At 62.9% G+C, this 16,001-nt stretch carries 14 protein-coding genes; 7 read left to right on the top strand and 7 right to left on the bottom strand.

Going from position 1 to position 16,001, the window contains the following annotated elements:
- Positions 1–13: 13 nt before the first annotated feature.
- The 5 genes from ACTJJN_RS23770 to ACTJJN_RS23750 form a co-directional block, all read right to left on the bottom strand.
- Positions 14–1,231, bottom strand: a complete 1,218-nt coding sequence (locus ACTJJN_RS23770; RefSeq protein ID WP_119714157.1) for a DUF3422 domain-containing protein — start codon at positions 1,229–1,231, stop codon at positions 14–16.
- Between the two features lie 399 nt (positions 1,232–1,630).
- A complete protein-coding gene (locus ACTJJN_RS23765; RefSeq protein ID WP_158249204.1) occupies positions 1,631–1,792 on the bottom strand; it encodes a hypothetical protein in 162 nt (53 codons plus the stop codon).
- A 17-nt stretch (positions 1,793–1,809) separates the two neighbouring features.
- Positions 1,810–3,240, bottom strand: a complete 1,431-nt coding sequence (locus ACTJJN_RS23760) for an aldehyde dehydrogenase family protein (RefSeq protein ID WP_088513498.1) — start codon at positions 3,238–3,240, stop codon at positions 1,810–1,812.
- 13 nt (positions 3,241–3,253) lie between these two features.
- Positions 3,254–4,753, bottom strand: a complete 1,500-nt coding sequence (locus ACTJJN_RS23755) for a purine-cytosine permease family protein (protein ID WP_004575698.1) — start codon at positions 4,751–4,753, stop codon at positions 3,254–3,256.
- Positions 4,754–4,845: 92 nt separating this feature from the next.
- Positions 4,846–5,235, bottom strand: coding sequence for a nuclear transport factor 2 family protein (locus tag ACTJJN_RS23750; protein WP_017148094.1), 390 nt, complete (start codon positions 5,233–5,235; stop codon positions 4,846–4,848).
- A gap of 211 nt (positions 5,236–5,446) precedes the next feature.
- Between ACTJJN_RS23750 and ycaC the strand changes: the two genes are divergently transcribed.
- The 7 genes from ycaC to ACTJJN_RS23715 all read left to right on the top strand — a co-directional run bounded on the left by ycaC (position 5,447) and on the right by ACTJJN_RS23715 (position 12,984).
- Positions 5,447–6,067, top strand: coding sequence for an isochorismate family cysteine hydrolase YcaC (gene ycaC / locus ACTJJN_RS23745; protein ID WP_010951959.1), 621 nt, complete (start codon positions 5,447–5,449; stop codon positions 6,065–6,067).
- Between the two features lie 106 nt (positions 6,068–6,173).
- On the top strand, positions 6,174–6,989 hold the full coding sequence (ppk2, locus tag ACTJJN_RS23740) for a polyphosphate kinase 2 (protein ID WP_440781666.1): 816 nt from the start codon (positions 6,174–6,176) through the stop codon (positions 6,987–6,989).
- Between the two features lie 36 nt (positions 6,990–7,025).
- A complete protein-coding gene (locus ACTJJN_RS23735; RefSeq protein WP_192907556.1) occupies positions 7,026–8,222 on the top strand; it encodes a monovalent cation:proton antiporter-2 (CPA2) family protein in 1,197 nt (398 codons plus the stop codon).
- A 40-nt stretch (positions 8,223–8,262) separates the two neighbouring features.
- On the top strand, positions 8,263–9,360 hold the full coding sequence (locus ACTJJN_RS23730; protein WP_003247421.1) for an AI-2E family transporter: 1,098 nt from the start codon (positions 8,263–8,265) through the stop codon (positions 9,358–9,360).
- A gap of 3 nt (positions 9,361–9,363) precedes the next feature.
- Positions 9,364–10,878: a TolC family protein gene (locus ACTJJN_RS23725; RefSeq protein WP_324737376.1), complete on the top strand. Its 1,515-nt coding sequence runs from the start codon at positions 9,364–9,366 to the stop codon at positions 10,876–10,878.
- Positions 10,875–11,972 carry an HlyD family secretion protein gene (locus ACTJJN_RS23720; RefSeq protein WP_324737377.1) on the top strand — a complete coding sequence of 366 codons (1,098 nt, stop codon included), beginning with the start codon at positions 10,875–10,877 and terminating at the stop codon, positions 11,970–11,972. The genes ACTJJN_RS23725 and ACTJJN_RS23720 overlap by 4 nt, the downstream gene beginning before the upstream one ends.
- Positions 11,962–12,984 (top strand): DUF2955 domain-containing protein, encoded by a 1,023-nt coding sequence (locus tag ACTJJN_RS23715; protein WP_276216905.1) that lies wholly within the window; start codon positions 11,962–11,964, stop codon positions 12,982–12,984. Before ACTJJN_RS23720 ends, ACTJJN_RS23715 begins: the two co-directional genes overlap by 11 nt.
- A 19-nt stretch (positions 12,985–13,003) precedes the next feature.
- Here ACTJJN_RS23715 and ACTJJN_RS23710 read toward each other — a convergent pair whose 3' ends face one another.
- Both ACTJJN_RS23710 and ychF read right to left on the bottom strand, forming a co-directional pair.
- Positions 13,004–14,716, bottom strand: a complete 1,713-nt coding sequence (locus ACTJJN_RS23710; protein ID WP_012051178.1) for a SulP family inorganic anion transporter — start codon at positions 14,714–14,716, stop codon at positions 13,004–13,006.
- Between the two features lie 174 nt (positions 14,717–14,890).
- Positions 14,891–15,991, bottom strand: a complete 1,101-nt coding sequence (gene ychF, locus ACTJJN_RS23705; protein ID WP_003247414.1) for a redox-regulated ATPase YchF — start codon at positions 15,989–15,991, stop codon at positions 14,891–14,893.
- Between the last annotated feature and the right edge of the window lie 10 nt (positions 15,992–16,001).

Genomic DNA, 16,001 nt, shown 5'->3' with positions numbered 1-16,001 from the left:
AAGGCCCCCCAACTCAATGCTGTTTGGCCTGCCTGATACGCAGCAGTATCACCAGCAGCACCAGCAGGACTGGCGGCGCCATGGCCATCAAGCCATCGCGCGCCGTCAGTCCCAACCCCAGTACATTCAGCCCGCCATACAAAAGCTTGAACAGATTCAGCAGGTAATAGGTGATGGCGATGATCGACAGCCCCTCCACCGCTCGCTGGATTTTCACCTGGGCATCTGCCCGGGCATTGAGGCTGCGCAAGATCTCGGCGTTCTGCTCCTCCATCTCAACTTGCACCCGCGCCTGCAGCAAATCGCCCAGGTTGGCCACGTTCTTCGCCAACTGCTCCAGCCGTTGCTCGGTAGCTGCGCAGTAACGCACGGTCGGCTTGAACCGGCGCTCGATGAATACCCCAAGGCGCTGGCAGTCGCCCACATGGCTTTCCCGCAACTCCCCCAGGCGTTCGAACACCAGCTGTGCGTAGGCCTGGGTGGCGCCAAAGCGGTGACGGGTTTTTACCGTGCGGCTTACAACCTGACGTGACAGGTGGGCAATGGCTTCCAGCAGCCCCTTGGAATCATGGCCATCGACCCCGGCACTGCGCTCGGAGAGGCAGACCAGGGTCTTGTCGAAAGTATCCAGTTCCTGGCTCAGTTGCTTGGCCGTGCTCAGGGTCAGCGAAGCCATCATGCGGTACGTCTCGATTTCCAGCAGGCGGCGGATCATGCGGCCCTGGCGGTAGGCATTGAGGCGCCTGTTGATGAACAGGAAGCGGTTGGTGCCATCCTCGGTCAGGCGGAAGTCGCTCCACACCACCGCATCGCCACCACCCACGCACGAGCCGCACGGGTCTTTGAAGCCGTAATCGGCCAGGTTCAGGTCCTGTTCGTGACGTACCAGCACCTGCACTGCATTGATCACCTGCGCCACCTGCGGCGCAATCGCCTCGGCCAGCACCGGCGGCAGGGTTTGCCATGTGGTATCGGCTGTGGTGCATGGCACAACCAGCGTCAACGTGAAGAACTCGGTGTGCCGCTCCCATTTGAACGGGTGGCCATCCATGGCAGTGATGCCTTGTGCGGCACCGGTGTCCGAAACATCAGGGCAGCAGCGCTGCAGCAATGCTGTACAGGCAGCATCGCCGCCGAGCAAGGCCAGGTGGAAGACATGCGCCGGGCCGTCGAAATAAAGTGACGGACGGGCGTGCAGTTCATTGTGCAAGGCGGTGCGTTGAGGGTGCATGGGTGGTCCGGCCTGGTGTTGTGATTATGGGGGTACCAGGAAGTGGGACTTTGCGGGCAATGGAGAAAGTCACGCGGGGGAATGTTTGTATGACCTGTACCGGCCTCTTCGCGGGTGAAACTGCTCGTGGGCGCTCAACATTTTAAAAGCCTTCGCGGTGGCCTGTAGGAGCGGGTTCACCCGCGAAAGGGCCGGCCCTGCTGGCCAATTTCCACCCGCCGCTCACCGTCGCAGCCGCCACCGTATTCGCGGGTAAACCCGCTCCTACACACAGCACAGGCCGTTGTAGGAGCGGGTTCACCCGCGAACACCGGCAAAGCCGGTGCCATCCACCGCGTTGGTTTTCTTCGCGGGCATGCCCGCTCCCACAAGATGACCACAGGGCTGAGGTGTTGTGGATTACCTGTGGGGGCTTACCCGCGAGGAGGCCGGAAAACCATAGATTTCGCCTTGCCCCACGGTTTGATGATTAATCACCTCGATTTCAAAGCCTTTCCAGGCATTGCCGCCGTTGAAGCTGCAGGTTGCTGCCTGTCGACTGACACCGGTGAAAAGCTTCAACCCGGCCCCTTGCGGTATCAGCCCAGACAGCGGGTTACATGCTTGACCGACTGATAGGCTGACAACCCCCAAGGCCCCAGCTCACGGCCGATCCCGCTGCCCTTGGTGCCCCCCCAGGACGTCTCGACGAACACCGCCTGCACCGAGTTGATCCACACATGGCCAACCTCCAGCGCATCGGCCACGCGCTCGGCGCGTTCCAGGTCGGCAGAGCATACTGTAGCCACCAGCCCGAAGCGGCTGTCATTGGCTTCGGCAATGGCCTGTTCCTCGCTGGCAAAGCGCCGTGCGCAGAGCACCGGGCCGAAGATTTCCTCGGTCCACAGGCGGCTGTCTTTCGGCACATCGGTATACAGCGTCGGGCTGACGAACCAGCCTTCACGGTCCAGTGCATGGCCGCCAGCCAGGCACTGCAAACCTTCTTCCCGTGCCGTGGCAAAGTAGCTGGCCACCTTCAGCCATTGCGCCTGGCTGGTCAGCGGGCCCATGTCGACCTCTTCGGTCAAAGGATTACCCACCCGCAGGTTTTCCAGTGCCGCCTGCAAGCGCGGCAGCAGTGCATCGGCAATGCCGTCCTGCACCAGCAGCCGCGATGTGGCCGAACACATCTGGCCGGCGTTCCAGCTGATGCCGGCAACAATCCACTCCACCGCTTGATCGACATCGCAATCATCGAACACCACGATGGCCGACTTGCCGCCCAGTTCCAGCGTCACCGGCCGGCACTGCGCCGAAGCGCTGCGCATCACCTGGCTGCCGACGCTGTTGCTACCGGTGAAGGACAACTTGTCCAGGCCGTTGTGGTTGCTCAGTGCGGCGCCGGTCTCGGCCTTGCCGTTGACGATGTTCAGCACCCCGGCGGGCAGGCCCAGGGCGTCGGCGATCTGGCCGTAGGCCTGCTCGATCAGCGGAGTGACCTCTGAAGGCTTGAGCACCACGGTGCAACCGGCGGCCAGGGCCGGGGCAAGTTTCCAGGCGCTGGTCACCAACGGGAAGTTCCACGGCACGATCAGGCCGACCACGCCCACCGGTTCAAGGCGGGTGCGGGCGGTGAAACCCGGCGCAGCCAGCGGCACTGTGCGGTTTTTCGATGGCAGTTGCTCGGCCAGCTCGGCGTAATAGCCAAAGGTGGCGATGGCGTCATCCAGGTCAATTTCCGCTTCGTGACGCGGTTTGCCGTTATTGCGCATCTGCAGGGTGACAAGCGCTTCACGGCGCTGCCCGAGCTGTTCGGCAACACCACGCAGGAAGGCGGCACGTTCACTGGCGCAGGTGCTTTTCCAGGCGGGCAGGGCGCTGCGGGCAGCGGCGACGGCCTGGTCGACCTGGCTCACGCTGGCGGCCATCAGCTCGGCGAACGGTTGCCCCAGCGCAGGGTCGTTGACGCTGATGCAGTCGCTGCCTTGGCCTTCGACCCAATGGCCGGCGATATAGTGGGAAGTGGTCATGGTCGGTTTCCAGTCAGGCCATTTCGGCGGTGGTCACAGGCGTATGCGCGGTGCTTTTGCAACGCACCCATCGCGGGCCCAGGGGGCCATAAACGCCAGCAGGTTCAGGGAACAGGTTGAGCAACAGCAGGTACAGCACGCCAGCCAGCCCCAGCGTGACCGGCAGGCTCAGGTCGATGCCGCCAGCCAGGTCACCCAGTGGGCCGACGAACTGCCCCGGCAGGTTGACGAAGCACAGGCCAACCGCCGCGCTGGGGATCCACGCCCCCATGCCGCGCCAGTTCCAGCCGTGCAGGAACCAGTAGTGGCCACCACGCTGGCCGCGGGTGAATACCTGCAGGTCGTCGGCGTGGTAGAAGCCGCGGCGGGTAATCAGGCCAAGGATCATGATCACCATCCACGGGCTGGTGCAGGTAATGATCAGCACGGCAAAGGTCGATACGCTCTGCACGAGGTTGAAGGTGAAGCGGCCAATGAAGATGAAGCCAATCGCCAGCACGCCGATCAGCAGCGTAGCGCCAGCACGGCTGAGCAGGCGCGGGAACACGCTGGACATGTCCAGGCCGGTGCCATACAGCGCGGTGGTGCCGGTGGACATGCCGCCGATCACCGCAATCAGGCACACCGGCAGGAAGAACCAGCTAGGGGCAACTGCCAGCAGGCCGCCGACATAGTTGTTGGCGGCAATGTAGTCCGGCGCCTGGGTGGCGACCAGGGTGGCCGTACACAGGCCGAACAGGAACGGAATCAGCGTCGCCCCCTGTGCCGCGATCACTGCCAGCATGATGCGTGCCTTGGGGGTTTCGCGTGGAATGTAGCGCGACCAGTCACCCAGGAAGGCGCCAAACGACACCGGGTTGCTCATGGCCAGGATCGCCGCGCCGACGAACGCAGCCCAGAAGCCTGCCTGGCCAAGGTTGACGCTGCCTGCGTAGCCGGCATCGAAGGGCCCGGCAAAGGCGACGATGCCCAGCAGGAACAGCAGGCTCGAGGCCCACACGGCAATCTTGTTGACCCACAGCATGAAGCGGAAGCCAAAGATGCAGACCACCAGGACCAGCACCGCGAACACACCGTAGGCCAGCCCCAGGGTCAGGTCGGTCTCTGGCAGGCCGGCCAGGCGCTTGGCACCACCGACCAATGCATCGCCCGAGCTCCATACCGAGAGTGAGAAAAACGCCACCGCCGTGAGCAGCGACAGGAACGAGCCGACGATGCGCCCGTGTACGCCAAAGTGCGCGCCTGATGAAACGGCGTTGTTGGTGCCGTTAAGCGCACCGAACAGCCCCATCGGTGCAAGGATCAGCGCGCCGATGCCAACGCCGAGCAGAATCGCCCACACACCCGCCTGGAATGACAACCCGAAAAGCACCGGGAAGCTGCCCAGTACGGCGGTAGCGAAGGTATTGGCACCGCCGAAGATCAGGCGGAACAGGTCCAGCGGGGAGGCGTCGCGTTGATCGGCGGGGATCTGTTCGACGCCGTTGGTCTCGATACCGGTCGAGTGGCTCATGGTGGTGCTCCAGCGCGGTTGTTGTAGCCAGCGCAGTGCGCGGGCCTTTTTGTGGGTGCGATGGCAGGGCGGCAGCGCCGCGTAAAGGGTGATCAGGCCGGTGTTACGACCGACAGGTGCTCGTGGCAGGCCAGCCACTGGTCACCATGGCGGCGGAAGACAATGGTCTCGCGCTCGCTCAACGGGTGCTCTTCACCGCCGATGCGGATACGCGTGGCCACATCGTGCATGAACACAGCCACGTCGCCTTGCAGGCTTACATGGGCGTTGCCCGATTCGCAGGCAAGCACGGTAAAGCCCTCGGCCTGCCACTGGGCCCAGAGCTCTTCATAGGCGCGACGCGACAGCAGCGGATACGGAAAGGTGTGGAACAGAAAGGTGGCGTCTTCGCTGAAGCAAGCGAAATAGCGGGCGGTGTCGTTGCTGGCGAACGCCGCGACGAGGTCGGCGGCGGCTTGCCGCACTTGAAGTGTCTGGTCCACGGGAGTGGCCTCACGGTTTTTTTGTGATTGTGGTGAAGCGATTCTGGTGGCGGTGGGCGAGGGGAAAAATCGCTGGCGGCAAATAATCAGTTCAGAAATTTGTGAACTGATGGGGCACATGGCAGTACAGGCAAGCCGACTGACGGTCTCTCCCACCCTCCATCCTTGCCTACGCTGATACTCCCAACCCGCTGAAGCAAGGAGATCCACTGTGGCCTTCCAATACAAGCGTCTGGACAAGAACAACGCAGCCGTACTGCTGGTCGACCACCAGACCGGCTTGCTCTCGCTGGTAAGGGACATCGACCCCGACCGCTTCAAGAACAACGTCTTGGCCCTGTCTGACCTGGCCAAATACTTCAAGCTGCCGACCATCCTCACCACCAGTTTCGAGACGGGGCCCAACGGCCCGCTGGTGCCGGAGCTGAAAGAGCAGTTCCCTGATGCCCCCTACATTGCACGCCCGGGCAACATCAACGCCTGGGACAACGAAGATTTCGTCAAAGCGGTAAAAGCCACCGGCAAGAAACAGCTGCTGATTGCTGGCGTGGTCACTGAAGTATGCGTGGCTTTCCCGGCCCTGTCGGCGTTGGAGGAGGGCTTCGAGGTATTCGTCGTCACCGACGCCTCTGGCACGTTCAACGAACTGACCCGTGATTCGGCCTGGCGACGCATGGAGGCTGCCGGGGCGCAGCTGATGACCTGGTTCGGCGTGGCCTGCGAACTGCACCGTGACTGGCGCAACGACATCGAAGGGCTGGGTACCCTGTTCTCCAACCATATCCCGGACTACCGCAACCTGATGACCAGTTACAACAAGCTGGCCAAATAGTGCCTCCCGGGGGCTGCACGACAGCCCCCACATCAATCTGCAAGCGAAGCGGCAAACTGGCATTAATCGACCATACTCACTCTTCATTCGCCTTCAGGAGCGTGTCATGTCGAAGCCGTCCAGGAAGCCCTCCAAAAAACAGCCAGAAAAGCTGGGCGGTAAGGCGTACGAAAAAGCGCTCAAGAACCTGCATGTAGAGTTGGTGAAGCTACAGGAGTGGGTGGTCGCCAAGGGCCTGAAGGTATGCATTGTCTTCGAAGGCCGCGATGGCGCCGGCAAGGGTGGCACCATCAAGGCCATTACCGAGCGTGTCAGCCCGCGGGTGTCTCGTGTAGTGGCGCTGCCCGCACCGACCGAGCGGGAAAAGACCCAGATGTACGTGCAGCGTTACCTGGGCCATCTGCCTGCGGCGGGTGAAGTGGTGATCTTCGATCGCAGTTGGTACAACCGTGCGGGCGTTGAGCGGGTAATGGGCTTTTGCTCTGGCGAGCAAGTGGACAAGTTTCTGACCGGAGTACCCGGGTTCGAAAGGGTCATGGTCGATTCAGGGATCATCCTCATCAAATACTGGCTTGAAGTCAGCGCCGATGAGCAGACCCGGCGCCTGCAGGATCGCATCAACGACGGCCGCAAGCTGTGGAAGTTGTCACCGATGGACCTCAAGTCGTATAGCCGCTGGGATGAATACACCCAAGCGCGTGACGAAATGTTCCAGGCGTCGGATACCGCTTGGGCGCCGTGGTTCATGGCCAATTCCAACGACAAACGTCGCGCCCGGCTGAATATCATCAGCCATCTGCTCAGCCGTATTCCCTACAAGGATATAACCCGCGACCAGCACGTGAAGCTGCCCAAACGCGGCAAGATCGGCAAGTACAAGGCGGTCGCCTACCCGTTCAAGTTCGTCGAAGAACGTTTCTGACCCCCTCCCTGCAGGGCGCTGCGAAGGTACGAGCTCATGCCACATGACGGCAGCCTGTTGCAGGCGACGGTAGTATTCCTTCTGGCTGTGGTGCTTCTGGTACCGCTGGCGCAGCGTCTGAAAATGGGCGCAGTACCGGGCTATCTCTTGGCGGGTATCTTGATTGGTCCGTCGGTGTTTGGCCTGCTCGGCAACCCGGACAACGTGGCGCGGCTGTCGGAAATGGGCGTGGTCATGCTGTTGTTCGTGATTGGCCTGGAGTTGTCCCCAAAGCGCCTGTGGACCATGCGCCGGGCGCTATTTGGCGTCGGCAGTTTGCAAGTGGGGCTGACCGCCGTGCTGCTTGGGCTACTGGCATTCTGGCTGTTCGACCAATCGAAACCCGCCGCCATCGTGCTGGGGCTGGGCCTGGCGCTGTCGTCCACCGCTTTTGGCTTGCAGGTACTGGCCGAGCGCAAGGACCTGGGCAAACCTCATGGCCGCCTGGCCGTGGCCATCCTGCTGTTCCAGGACATTGCCGCCATTCCCTTGATTGCCGTGGTGCCGCTGCTCGGTGGCGATGTCAGCACTGCTGACGAAGGTGCCTGGCCTTTGTTGGCTGTAGCTGTCGGCATTGGAGTGCTGATTGTTTTTGGCCGTTATCTGCTGACCCCGATATTCAAGTGGACGGTGGGTTCGGGCCTGCCTGAGCTGTCGACCGCCACGGCCTTGCTGGTCGTGCTGGGCACCGCTTGGTTGATGGAGCATGTGGGTGTGTCGATGGCGCTGGGGGCGTTTCTGGCCGGTGTGCTGATGGCCGAGTCGCCGTTCCGCCATGAACTGGAAACCCAGATCGAGCCGATCAAAGGCCTGCTGCTTGGATTGTTCTTCGTTGGCGTAGGTATGAGTGCCGACCTGCGCCTGCTGTTCGGCATGCCGCTGATGGTGCTGGGCCTCACCGTGCTGTTGGTGGTGATCAAGCTGCCCTTTCTGTATGGCCTGGGGCATACGGTCGGTGGGCTCAACCAGGCCCAGGCGTTATGCCTGGGCGTGGTGCTGGCTTCGGGCGGCGAGTTTGCCTTCGTGGTGTTCAAGCTGGCGCTGGAGCACCAGATACTCACCCAGCAGGTACACGACCTGCTGGTGCTGGCCATCACCTTGTCGATGGCGGTGGTGCCCTTGGTCATGATGGCCCTGGCGCGGCAGCTGCGCGATGACAGCCCTGTACAGGCATCCCCTGAAACGGGCCAGTGAATTGTGCCTTGCTGGCGCATTGGGTATCGGGAGGTGAATCATGCAGTCGAGTTTCAAGCTGGACAGCGCCCTTTCGCGGGGCTTGCTCGATGTGCTCATCAAGGCCGGTCTGGTAGCAGCCTTGGTGATCTTCGCTTTCCAGGTGTTTCAGCCGTTCCTGGAGTTGATGATGTGGGCGGTGATCCTGGCGGTTACGTTGTACCCGTTGCATTGCCGTATCCAGCGCCGCACCGGGCTCAAGCAAGGCTATGTGGCGACGCTGGTGGTGCTACTGGTTCTGGTGCTGCTGCTGGTACCTATCTACCTGGTGATGATGTCCATTGGCGAATCGGTGGACAGCCTGGTGACGCTACTCAAGAGCGGCGCCTGGAGCGTGCCGGTCCCGCCTGATTCCGTGGCGACCTGGCCACTGATCGGGCCGAAGGTGCATGCGCTGTGGTTGGCGGCCTCCGAAAACATGGCCAGTGTGCTGAATCAGTGGATGCCCCAGATCAAGGGGGCCGGGCTAACAGTGCTGGGCGCTGCGGCCAGCGCTGGTGGGGCTTTCCTTCTGTTCATCGGTGCAATCATCATTTCCGGGGTCATCATGGCCTTCGGTGAACGCGGTGAAATCGCTGCCCAGCGCATCGCCATGCGGGTTTCAGGCGCAGAGCGCGGTAAACCCCTGGCCACGCTGTGTACGGCTACCATTCGCGCGGTGGCACAAGGGGTGATTGGCATTGCCTTCATCCAGATGCTGCTGATCGGTGTTGGTTTTATCGTCAAAGGGGTTCCTGGTGCCGGGATGCTGGCCATCGTCATCCTCATGCTGGGCATTGCACAGGCCCCGGCGACGCTGGTGACCTTGCCGGTGATCATTTATGTGTTCAACGCCGAAGGCTTCACGGTGGCGACCATCATTTTTGCCGTCTACACCTTTGTCGCCGGCCTTGCCGACAACGTGCTCAAGCCGCTGCTGCTGGGGCGCGGGGTCGATGTACCAATGCCGGTGGTACTGATCGGCGCATTGGGCGGGATGGTGGTCAAAGGCATCATCGGCTTGTTCATCGGCCCGGTAATCCTTGGCGTGGCCTACGTGTTGTTCTGGCAATGGGTTGCGCTGCAGGTGCCGGAGCAACCGGCACCACCTGCCGCCTGAGCCATGCCCAACCGCTGCTGTGGCCTGGGGCTGCTGATGGTGCTGGCCGGTTGCACCCAAGTCGGCCCGGATTATGAAAAGCCCCAAACGCCGTGGTTGGGCAGCTGGAGCACGCCAATGCTGGAGCAGGCCGGGCGCAGCGCGGCGGCGCCCGACCTGCGCCAGTGGTGGGCAGTGTTTGCCGACCCAACGCTGGACGCGCTGATAGCCGAGGCCGACGCCAACAACACCAACCTGCGCGTGGCTGGCCTGCGTATCGCTGAAGCCCGTGCCCAGTTGGCCATCGTGCAGACCGGGCGTTATCCACAGCTGCAGCAACTGAGTGCGCAGAGCCTGTACCTGAAGCAGCACCAGTCCGGTACGCCCTCCGCCCGTGATTCGGTGTTCTGGCAATCCAGCGTGGGCTTCGACATCGGCTGGGAAATTGACTTCTGGGGCCGCTTCAGTCGCGCCATCGAAAGCGCCGATGCCGTCTACTTCGCCTCCCAGGCCAACTACGCCGATGCCATGCTGCTGCTACGTGCGCAGGTGGCCGACACCTACTTTGCCCTGCGCACTGCCGAAGCGCGGCTGGCTATTGCACAAGAGAACGCCAAGCGCCAGGCGCGTAGCCTGGAGATCACCGAGCGGTTGTTCCGCCACGGTGAAAATGACGAACTCGACTGGCAGCAGGCGCGTACTCAATACCTGGCGACCCAGGCCACCATTCCCGAGTTCGAGAACCAGCTCAATGCCCTGCGCAATGTGCTGTGTTCGCTGCTCGGCCGCCCGCCTGGGCCGCTGCCGCAGCTGGCGGCCGGCCATGGCCAACTGCCCTTGCCCAACCGGGCAGTGTTGCAGGATGTACCGGCCAGCCTGCTGCAGCGCCGCCCGGACATCCGTGCCGCCGAGCAGGCAGTGGCGGCGCAGTCGGCGCTGGTCGGGGTGGCCGAGGCCGATCTTTATCCACAGCTGAGCTTGCTCGGCAGTATCGGCTGGACCTTTCTATCGGCCAATCATCTGCCTGACACCTTCGACCTGGTGGCTGGCCCAAGCCTGATCTGGAACCCGTTCGACTATGGCCGGCGCAAGAACACCGTACGTGTGGAAGATGCCCGCTTGCAGCAACTGATCGAGTTGTACCAGCAGGGCGTGCGCGAAGCCGCCCGTGAGGCCGACGATGCTGCCAGCGGGCTGGTGCGCTCGCTGCAGAGTGCAACCATTCGCGAGCAGGCCTCTCAGGCTGCGCAGCGCTCGCTGAATCTGGCCAGCTCGCAATACCGCGAAGGCTTCGCTGATTTTCAACGGGTGCTCGATGCTCAGCAACTGCTGTTGCAGCAACAGGACGGTTATCTGGTCAGCCGTGGCAACGCGGTCAGCAGCCTGGTGACGTTGTACAAGGCCCTGGGTGGTGGTTGGGACGCCAGCCGCGCGCCGATCGACCCGGCTACCCGCCAGCAAATGCAGCAACGCACCGACTGGGGCGAATTGCTCGACGAGCCAGCCCCCTCCGCGCATGCACAAGGTGAAACCGAATGAGCGACGCCACGCCCACGCCGCCCCCGTCAGCCCCGGATCGCGGCATGCGCTGGGTGCTGCTGCTGATTGCCGTCAGCCTGCTCTGGTACTTGCTGGCTGACCGCTATACGCCGTACACCCAGCAAGCTCGCCTGCAGGCTTACGTGGTCCCGGTGGCCGCCGAAGTGGCCGGGCAGATCAAGCGTGTGGCCGTAGGCAACAACCAGGAGGTGCGCCAGGGCGATGTGCTGTTCGAACTCGATCAGGAGCAGTACCGCATTGCCTTGGCCCGTGCCGAAGCCGACCTCGATACCGTGCGCCGGCAGATCGGCGCCAGTACCGCCGGCATCGATTCGGCGCATGCAGCGCTGGTGGCCGCCCAGGCCAACGAACGCAAGGCGCGGCAGGACGCCGAGCGCCTCAAACGGCTGATTGACGAGGACCCCGGTACGGTGTCGGTGCGCCGCCTGGAAGGCGCCCAGGCCACTCGTGACCAGGCCATCAGCCAAGTGGCGGCAGCCCGCGCCGAAGTGGAGCGCGCCCGTGAGCAGCAGGGCGGGGCACAGGAAGACAACGCCCAGCTGCGCAGTGCTGCGGCCAATGTGGAAAAGGCCCGCCTGGACCTTGCCCGTACCGTCGTGCGTGCCGACGCGAACGGGTTGATCACCGACCTGCGCACAGACGTTGGCCACTATGTCGGGGCGGGCAGCCCGATGATGACCCTGATCAGTATCCATGATGTGTGGATAAGTGCCGACATGACCGAGAACAACCTCGGTCGCTTGCGTCCTGAAACCCCGGTGCTGGTGGTGCTCGATGCGCTACCGGGCACCGTGTTGAAAGGGCGTATACGCAGCATTGGCTATGGCGTGAGCGTGGGCCAGAGCACGCCGCCGGGTACGCTGCCGACCGTGCAGAATAGCCGCGAGTGGCTGCGTTCGGCGCAGCGTTTCCCGGTTATTGTGGAGCTGGAGCGCGACCAGCTTCAGGACAAGACCGCGCTGCGGGTCGGTGGTCAGGCCGAGGTCATGGCCCTGCCCAGCGAAGGCAACCCACTGAACCTGCTGGGCCGGCTGTTCATGTGGCTGATGAGCTGGCTGTCGTATGCCTATTGAATGGCGCCGCTTGCGGGCGCTGCGCCTGGCCTGGGGTGTGGCGTTGTGCCTGGCGGTGAGCTTTGGTATCGGCTTGCCGGTGCCGATCCTGGCGCCGGTGTTTGCGGTGCTGCTACTGGCCATGCGCAGTCAGCCATTGCCCCTGCGTGCGGCACCGGCCCTGGCGTTACTGGTGCTGCTCGCTTGCGGCAGCGGGTTGCTGCTGATTCCGCTGTTGCGCCATGCTCCGTTGGCCGGGGTGTTACTGGTCGGGGTGGGTGTTTTCCTGACCTTGCGCTATGCACTGAAGGGCGGCAACGGCCTGCTGGCCAACCTGCTGGTGGTCGGCCTGACCATGATCGCCGCTGCCGGCACCAGTGACTTCACCCTGGCATTGTCGGTGGTCGAAGCGCTGGCCAAAGGCATGCTGCTGGCAGTGCTGGGCACGTCAGTGGCGCACAGGTTGTTCCCCGAACCTGCAAATGCGCCAGCGCCGCCGGTGCCGCCGCTGCTGGGCAGCGAGCATGTCAGCTGGGTGGCGCTGCGTGCCACGTTGATCGTGATGCCGGCCTTTCTGCTGGCATTGATCGCCCCTGACCAGTACATGCCGTTGATCATGAAGGCCGTGAGCGTGGGGCAACAAGCCGGTGAAACCCGCGCGCGGCACGCCAGCCGCGAGCTGATCGGTTCAACCGTGCTTGCCGGGGTGTTGGCGATAGCGCTGTGGGTAGCGCTGAGCCTGTTCGTTCACCTGTGGATGTTCTTTTTGTGGGTACTGCTGTTCGCCCTCTGGCAGGCTCGGCGCCTGTACCAGGCGGTGCCGAGCCGGCAGAGCCCGGCGTACTGGGTCAGTTGCCTGACGACCATGTTGATCTTGCTGGGGCAGTCGGTGCAGGACAGTGCAGGTGGGCAGGATGTGTACAAGGCATTTGCGGTGCGTATGGCGCTGTTTCTGGCGGTGTCGGTGTATGCCAGCGCCATGTTGATCTGGATTGACCGGCTTCGGAGTCGGCGCGGGCTTCTTCGCAGTTAAGCCCGCTCCCCCAGGCCATTCAGGGCTGCCAATCAACCCCACTCTCTTCCAGATAGGCATCCACCGCTGCGCCCACCGTTGGATGAAAGGCCTTCTCCCCCATATGCTCGAACAACTCGAACTGCCGCATCTTGTCCTTCACCGGGTCCTTCATTTCGGCGAACTGCAACTCCACCCCCCGCGCCTCCAATGCCCGGTCCAGCTCGGCCAGCATGTCCGCCGAAGTGATATCGATACTGGTCACAGGCTCAGCGGCAATTACCACCCGTTGCACCGGCGTTGGCGACGCGTCTACCGCCGCCATCACTGTGTTCTGGAACTGCTCGGCGTTGGCAAAGAACAACGGCGCGTCCCAGCGCAGCAGCACCAGCCCTGGAATACGCCGGGCCTGTGGATAACGCTGCATGTCATGGTAACCGCGCAGCCCATCCGCCCGGCCAAGCACCGCGTGGTGCGGCCGCCAGCCGTCCCACAGGAACTCGATCACCGACACCACCACGGCAATGCAGATACCGGGAATGGCACCGAACACTGCCACGCCGACAAAGCAGGTGAACGACAGCCAGAACTCCCACTGCTGCATGCGGAAGATACGCTTGAGGTCGGCAAACTCGAACAGCCCCAGTGCAGCGGCAATCACCACCGCAGCCAAAGCGCTGTTGGGCAGGTGCTGCATCAGATTGGGCGCTACCAGCAGCAACAGGGTTACCGCCAGGGCGCCGATGATGCCGGTGAGCTGGGTCTGCGAGCCGGCAGCTTCGGCCACTGGGGTACGCGACGAACTGCTGCTGATTGGTATGCCCTGGAACAGCCCCGAGGCCAGGTTGGCCACGCCCAGGCCGAACATTTCCTGGTTGGGGTTTACCCGCATCTTGAGGCGCGCGGCATAGGAGCGTGACAGCACACTGGTGTCGGCGAACGACACCAGCGCCACTGCAATCCCGCCCAGTAGCACCTCGACCAGGTCAATGTCGCTGACCCAGGGGAAGACGAAGCCGGGCAGGCCCTGGGGCAGTTGCCCGAGTACCTTGACGCCCATCTGATTGAGGTTGAACACGCTCACTGCCAGCGTCGCCAGTACCACGGCGATCAGGATGCCCGGCAGGCGCTTGAACGGTTTGAGCAGCAGAATCAGCGCCAGGCTACCGGCACCCACGACAAAGCTTGGCCAGTGCCCTTGGCCGGCGTATAGCGCCTGGCCCAAGGACCAAAGGTCGCGCAAGGGCCCTTCGCTGTCGACTTTGATGCCGAACAGCTTGGGCAACTGGCTGATCAATACGGTCAGGGCGATGCCGTTCATGTACCCATAGCGGATGGGCTTGGACAGCAACTCGGTGATAAAGCCCAGGCGCAGCAGCCCGGCAATCACACAGAACGCCCCGGCGACCAAGGCCATCATACTGGCGATGGCGATCGCCCGCTGTGGGTCGCTGGCCGCGTATTGCACCACCACCGCCAGGATAGGCGCGGCCAGCGCCGAGTCCGGGCCCAGCACCAGGATACGGCTGGGACCGAACAGGGCATAGGCCAGCAGGGGGATGATGGTGGCGTACAGGCCATAGATGCCGGGGACGCCGGAAGCCTCGGCGTAGGCGATGCCCACAGGCACCAGCATGGTGGTGAGCACCAGGCCGGCGGCGATGTCCTTGGGTAGCCAGGCTGCCTTGTAGTGGAGCAGGGTGACCAGGCCGGGGAGCCAGCGTTGCCAGTCGAAACGAGTGGGGTGGGGCATGGTGTCGGCTCTGGGCGAGAAGGGCGCTGAACCTCAGCTTAGATGCTGGGGGCGGGGCCCGCTTTGTGGCCCGTTGCGACACAAGGCCGCCCCTGCACAGGGCGCATGTCCGGGCAAAACAAAACCCCTTGAAGCGCAAGCCTCAAGGGGTTTGTGTGTGCTGCAGGTTACCGCTTAGACGTTGAAGCGGAAGTGCATCACGTCGCCGTCTTTGACGATGTAATCCTTGCCTTCCAGACGCCACTTACCGGCTTCCTTGGCACCGGCTTCACCCTTGAACTGGATGAAGTCGTCATAGGCCACCACTTCAGCGCGGATGAAGCCTTTTTCGAAGTCGGTGTGGATAACGCCGGCTGCCTGCGGGGCAGTGGCTCCGACGCGAACGGTCCAGGCGCGTACTTCCTGCACGCCGGCAGTGAAGTAGGTCTGCAGGTTCAGCAGCTCGTAACCGGCGCGGATCACGCGGTTCAGGCCAGGCTCTTCCAGGCCCAGGGCCTCGAGGAACATGTCCTTCTCTTCACCGTCTTCCAGCTCGGCGATTTCTGCTTCGATCTTGTTGCACACCGGCACCACGACCGCGCCTTCTTCCTCGGCAATGGCCTTGACCACGTCCAGGTGCGGGTTGTTGTCGAAGCCGTCTTCGGCCACGTTGGCGATGTACATCACCGGTTTGCTGGTCAGCAAGTGGAAGCCACGGATGACGGCCTTTTCGTCGTCAGCCATGTGCTTCATCAGGCTGCGCGCAGGCTTGCCTTCGGTAAAGTGCGGGATCAGCTTTTCCAGAATGGCCTTTTGCGCCAAGGCATCCTTGTCGCCGCCCTTGGCGTTGCGCGCTACCTTCTGCAGTTGCTTTTCGCAGCTGTCGAGGTCGGCGAAGATCAGTTCGAGGTCGATGATCTCGATGTCACGCTTGGGGTCGACGCTGTTGGAAACGTGGATCACGTTCTCGTCTTCGAAGCAGCGCACCACGTGGGCAATGGCGTCGGTCTCGCGGATGTTGGCGAGGAACTTGTTGCCCAGGCCTTCGCCTTTCGAGGCACCGGCAACCAGGCCGGCGATGTCGACGAATTCCATGGTGGTCGGCAGGATGCGGTTTGGCTTGACGATTTCAGCCAGCGCAGCCAGGCGAGCGTCGGGCATAGGCACGATGCCGCTGTTCGGCTCGATGGTGCAGAAAGGGAAATTCTCCGCCGCGATGCCAGACTTGGTCAGGGCGTTGAACAGGGTGGACTTGCCGACGTTGGGCAGGCCGACGATGCCGCAATTGAAACCCATGGGTATTCCC

It is taken from the genome of Pseudomonas sp. 22515, assembly GCF_052044625.1.
Taxonomy (GTDB): domain Bacteria; phylum Pseudomonadota; class Gammaproteobacteria; order Pseudomonadales; family Pseudomonadaceae; genus Aquipseudomonas; species Aquipseudomonas alloputida.
The sequence above is the reverse complement of the archived record's forward strand: the minus strand, read 5'-3'. Positions and strand labels throughout refer to the sequence as shown.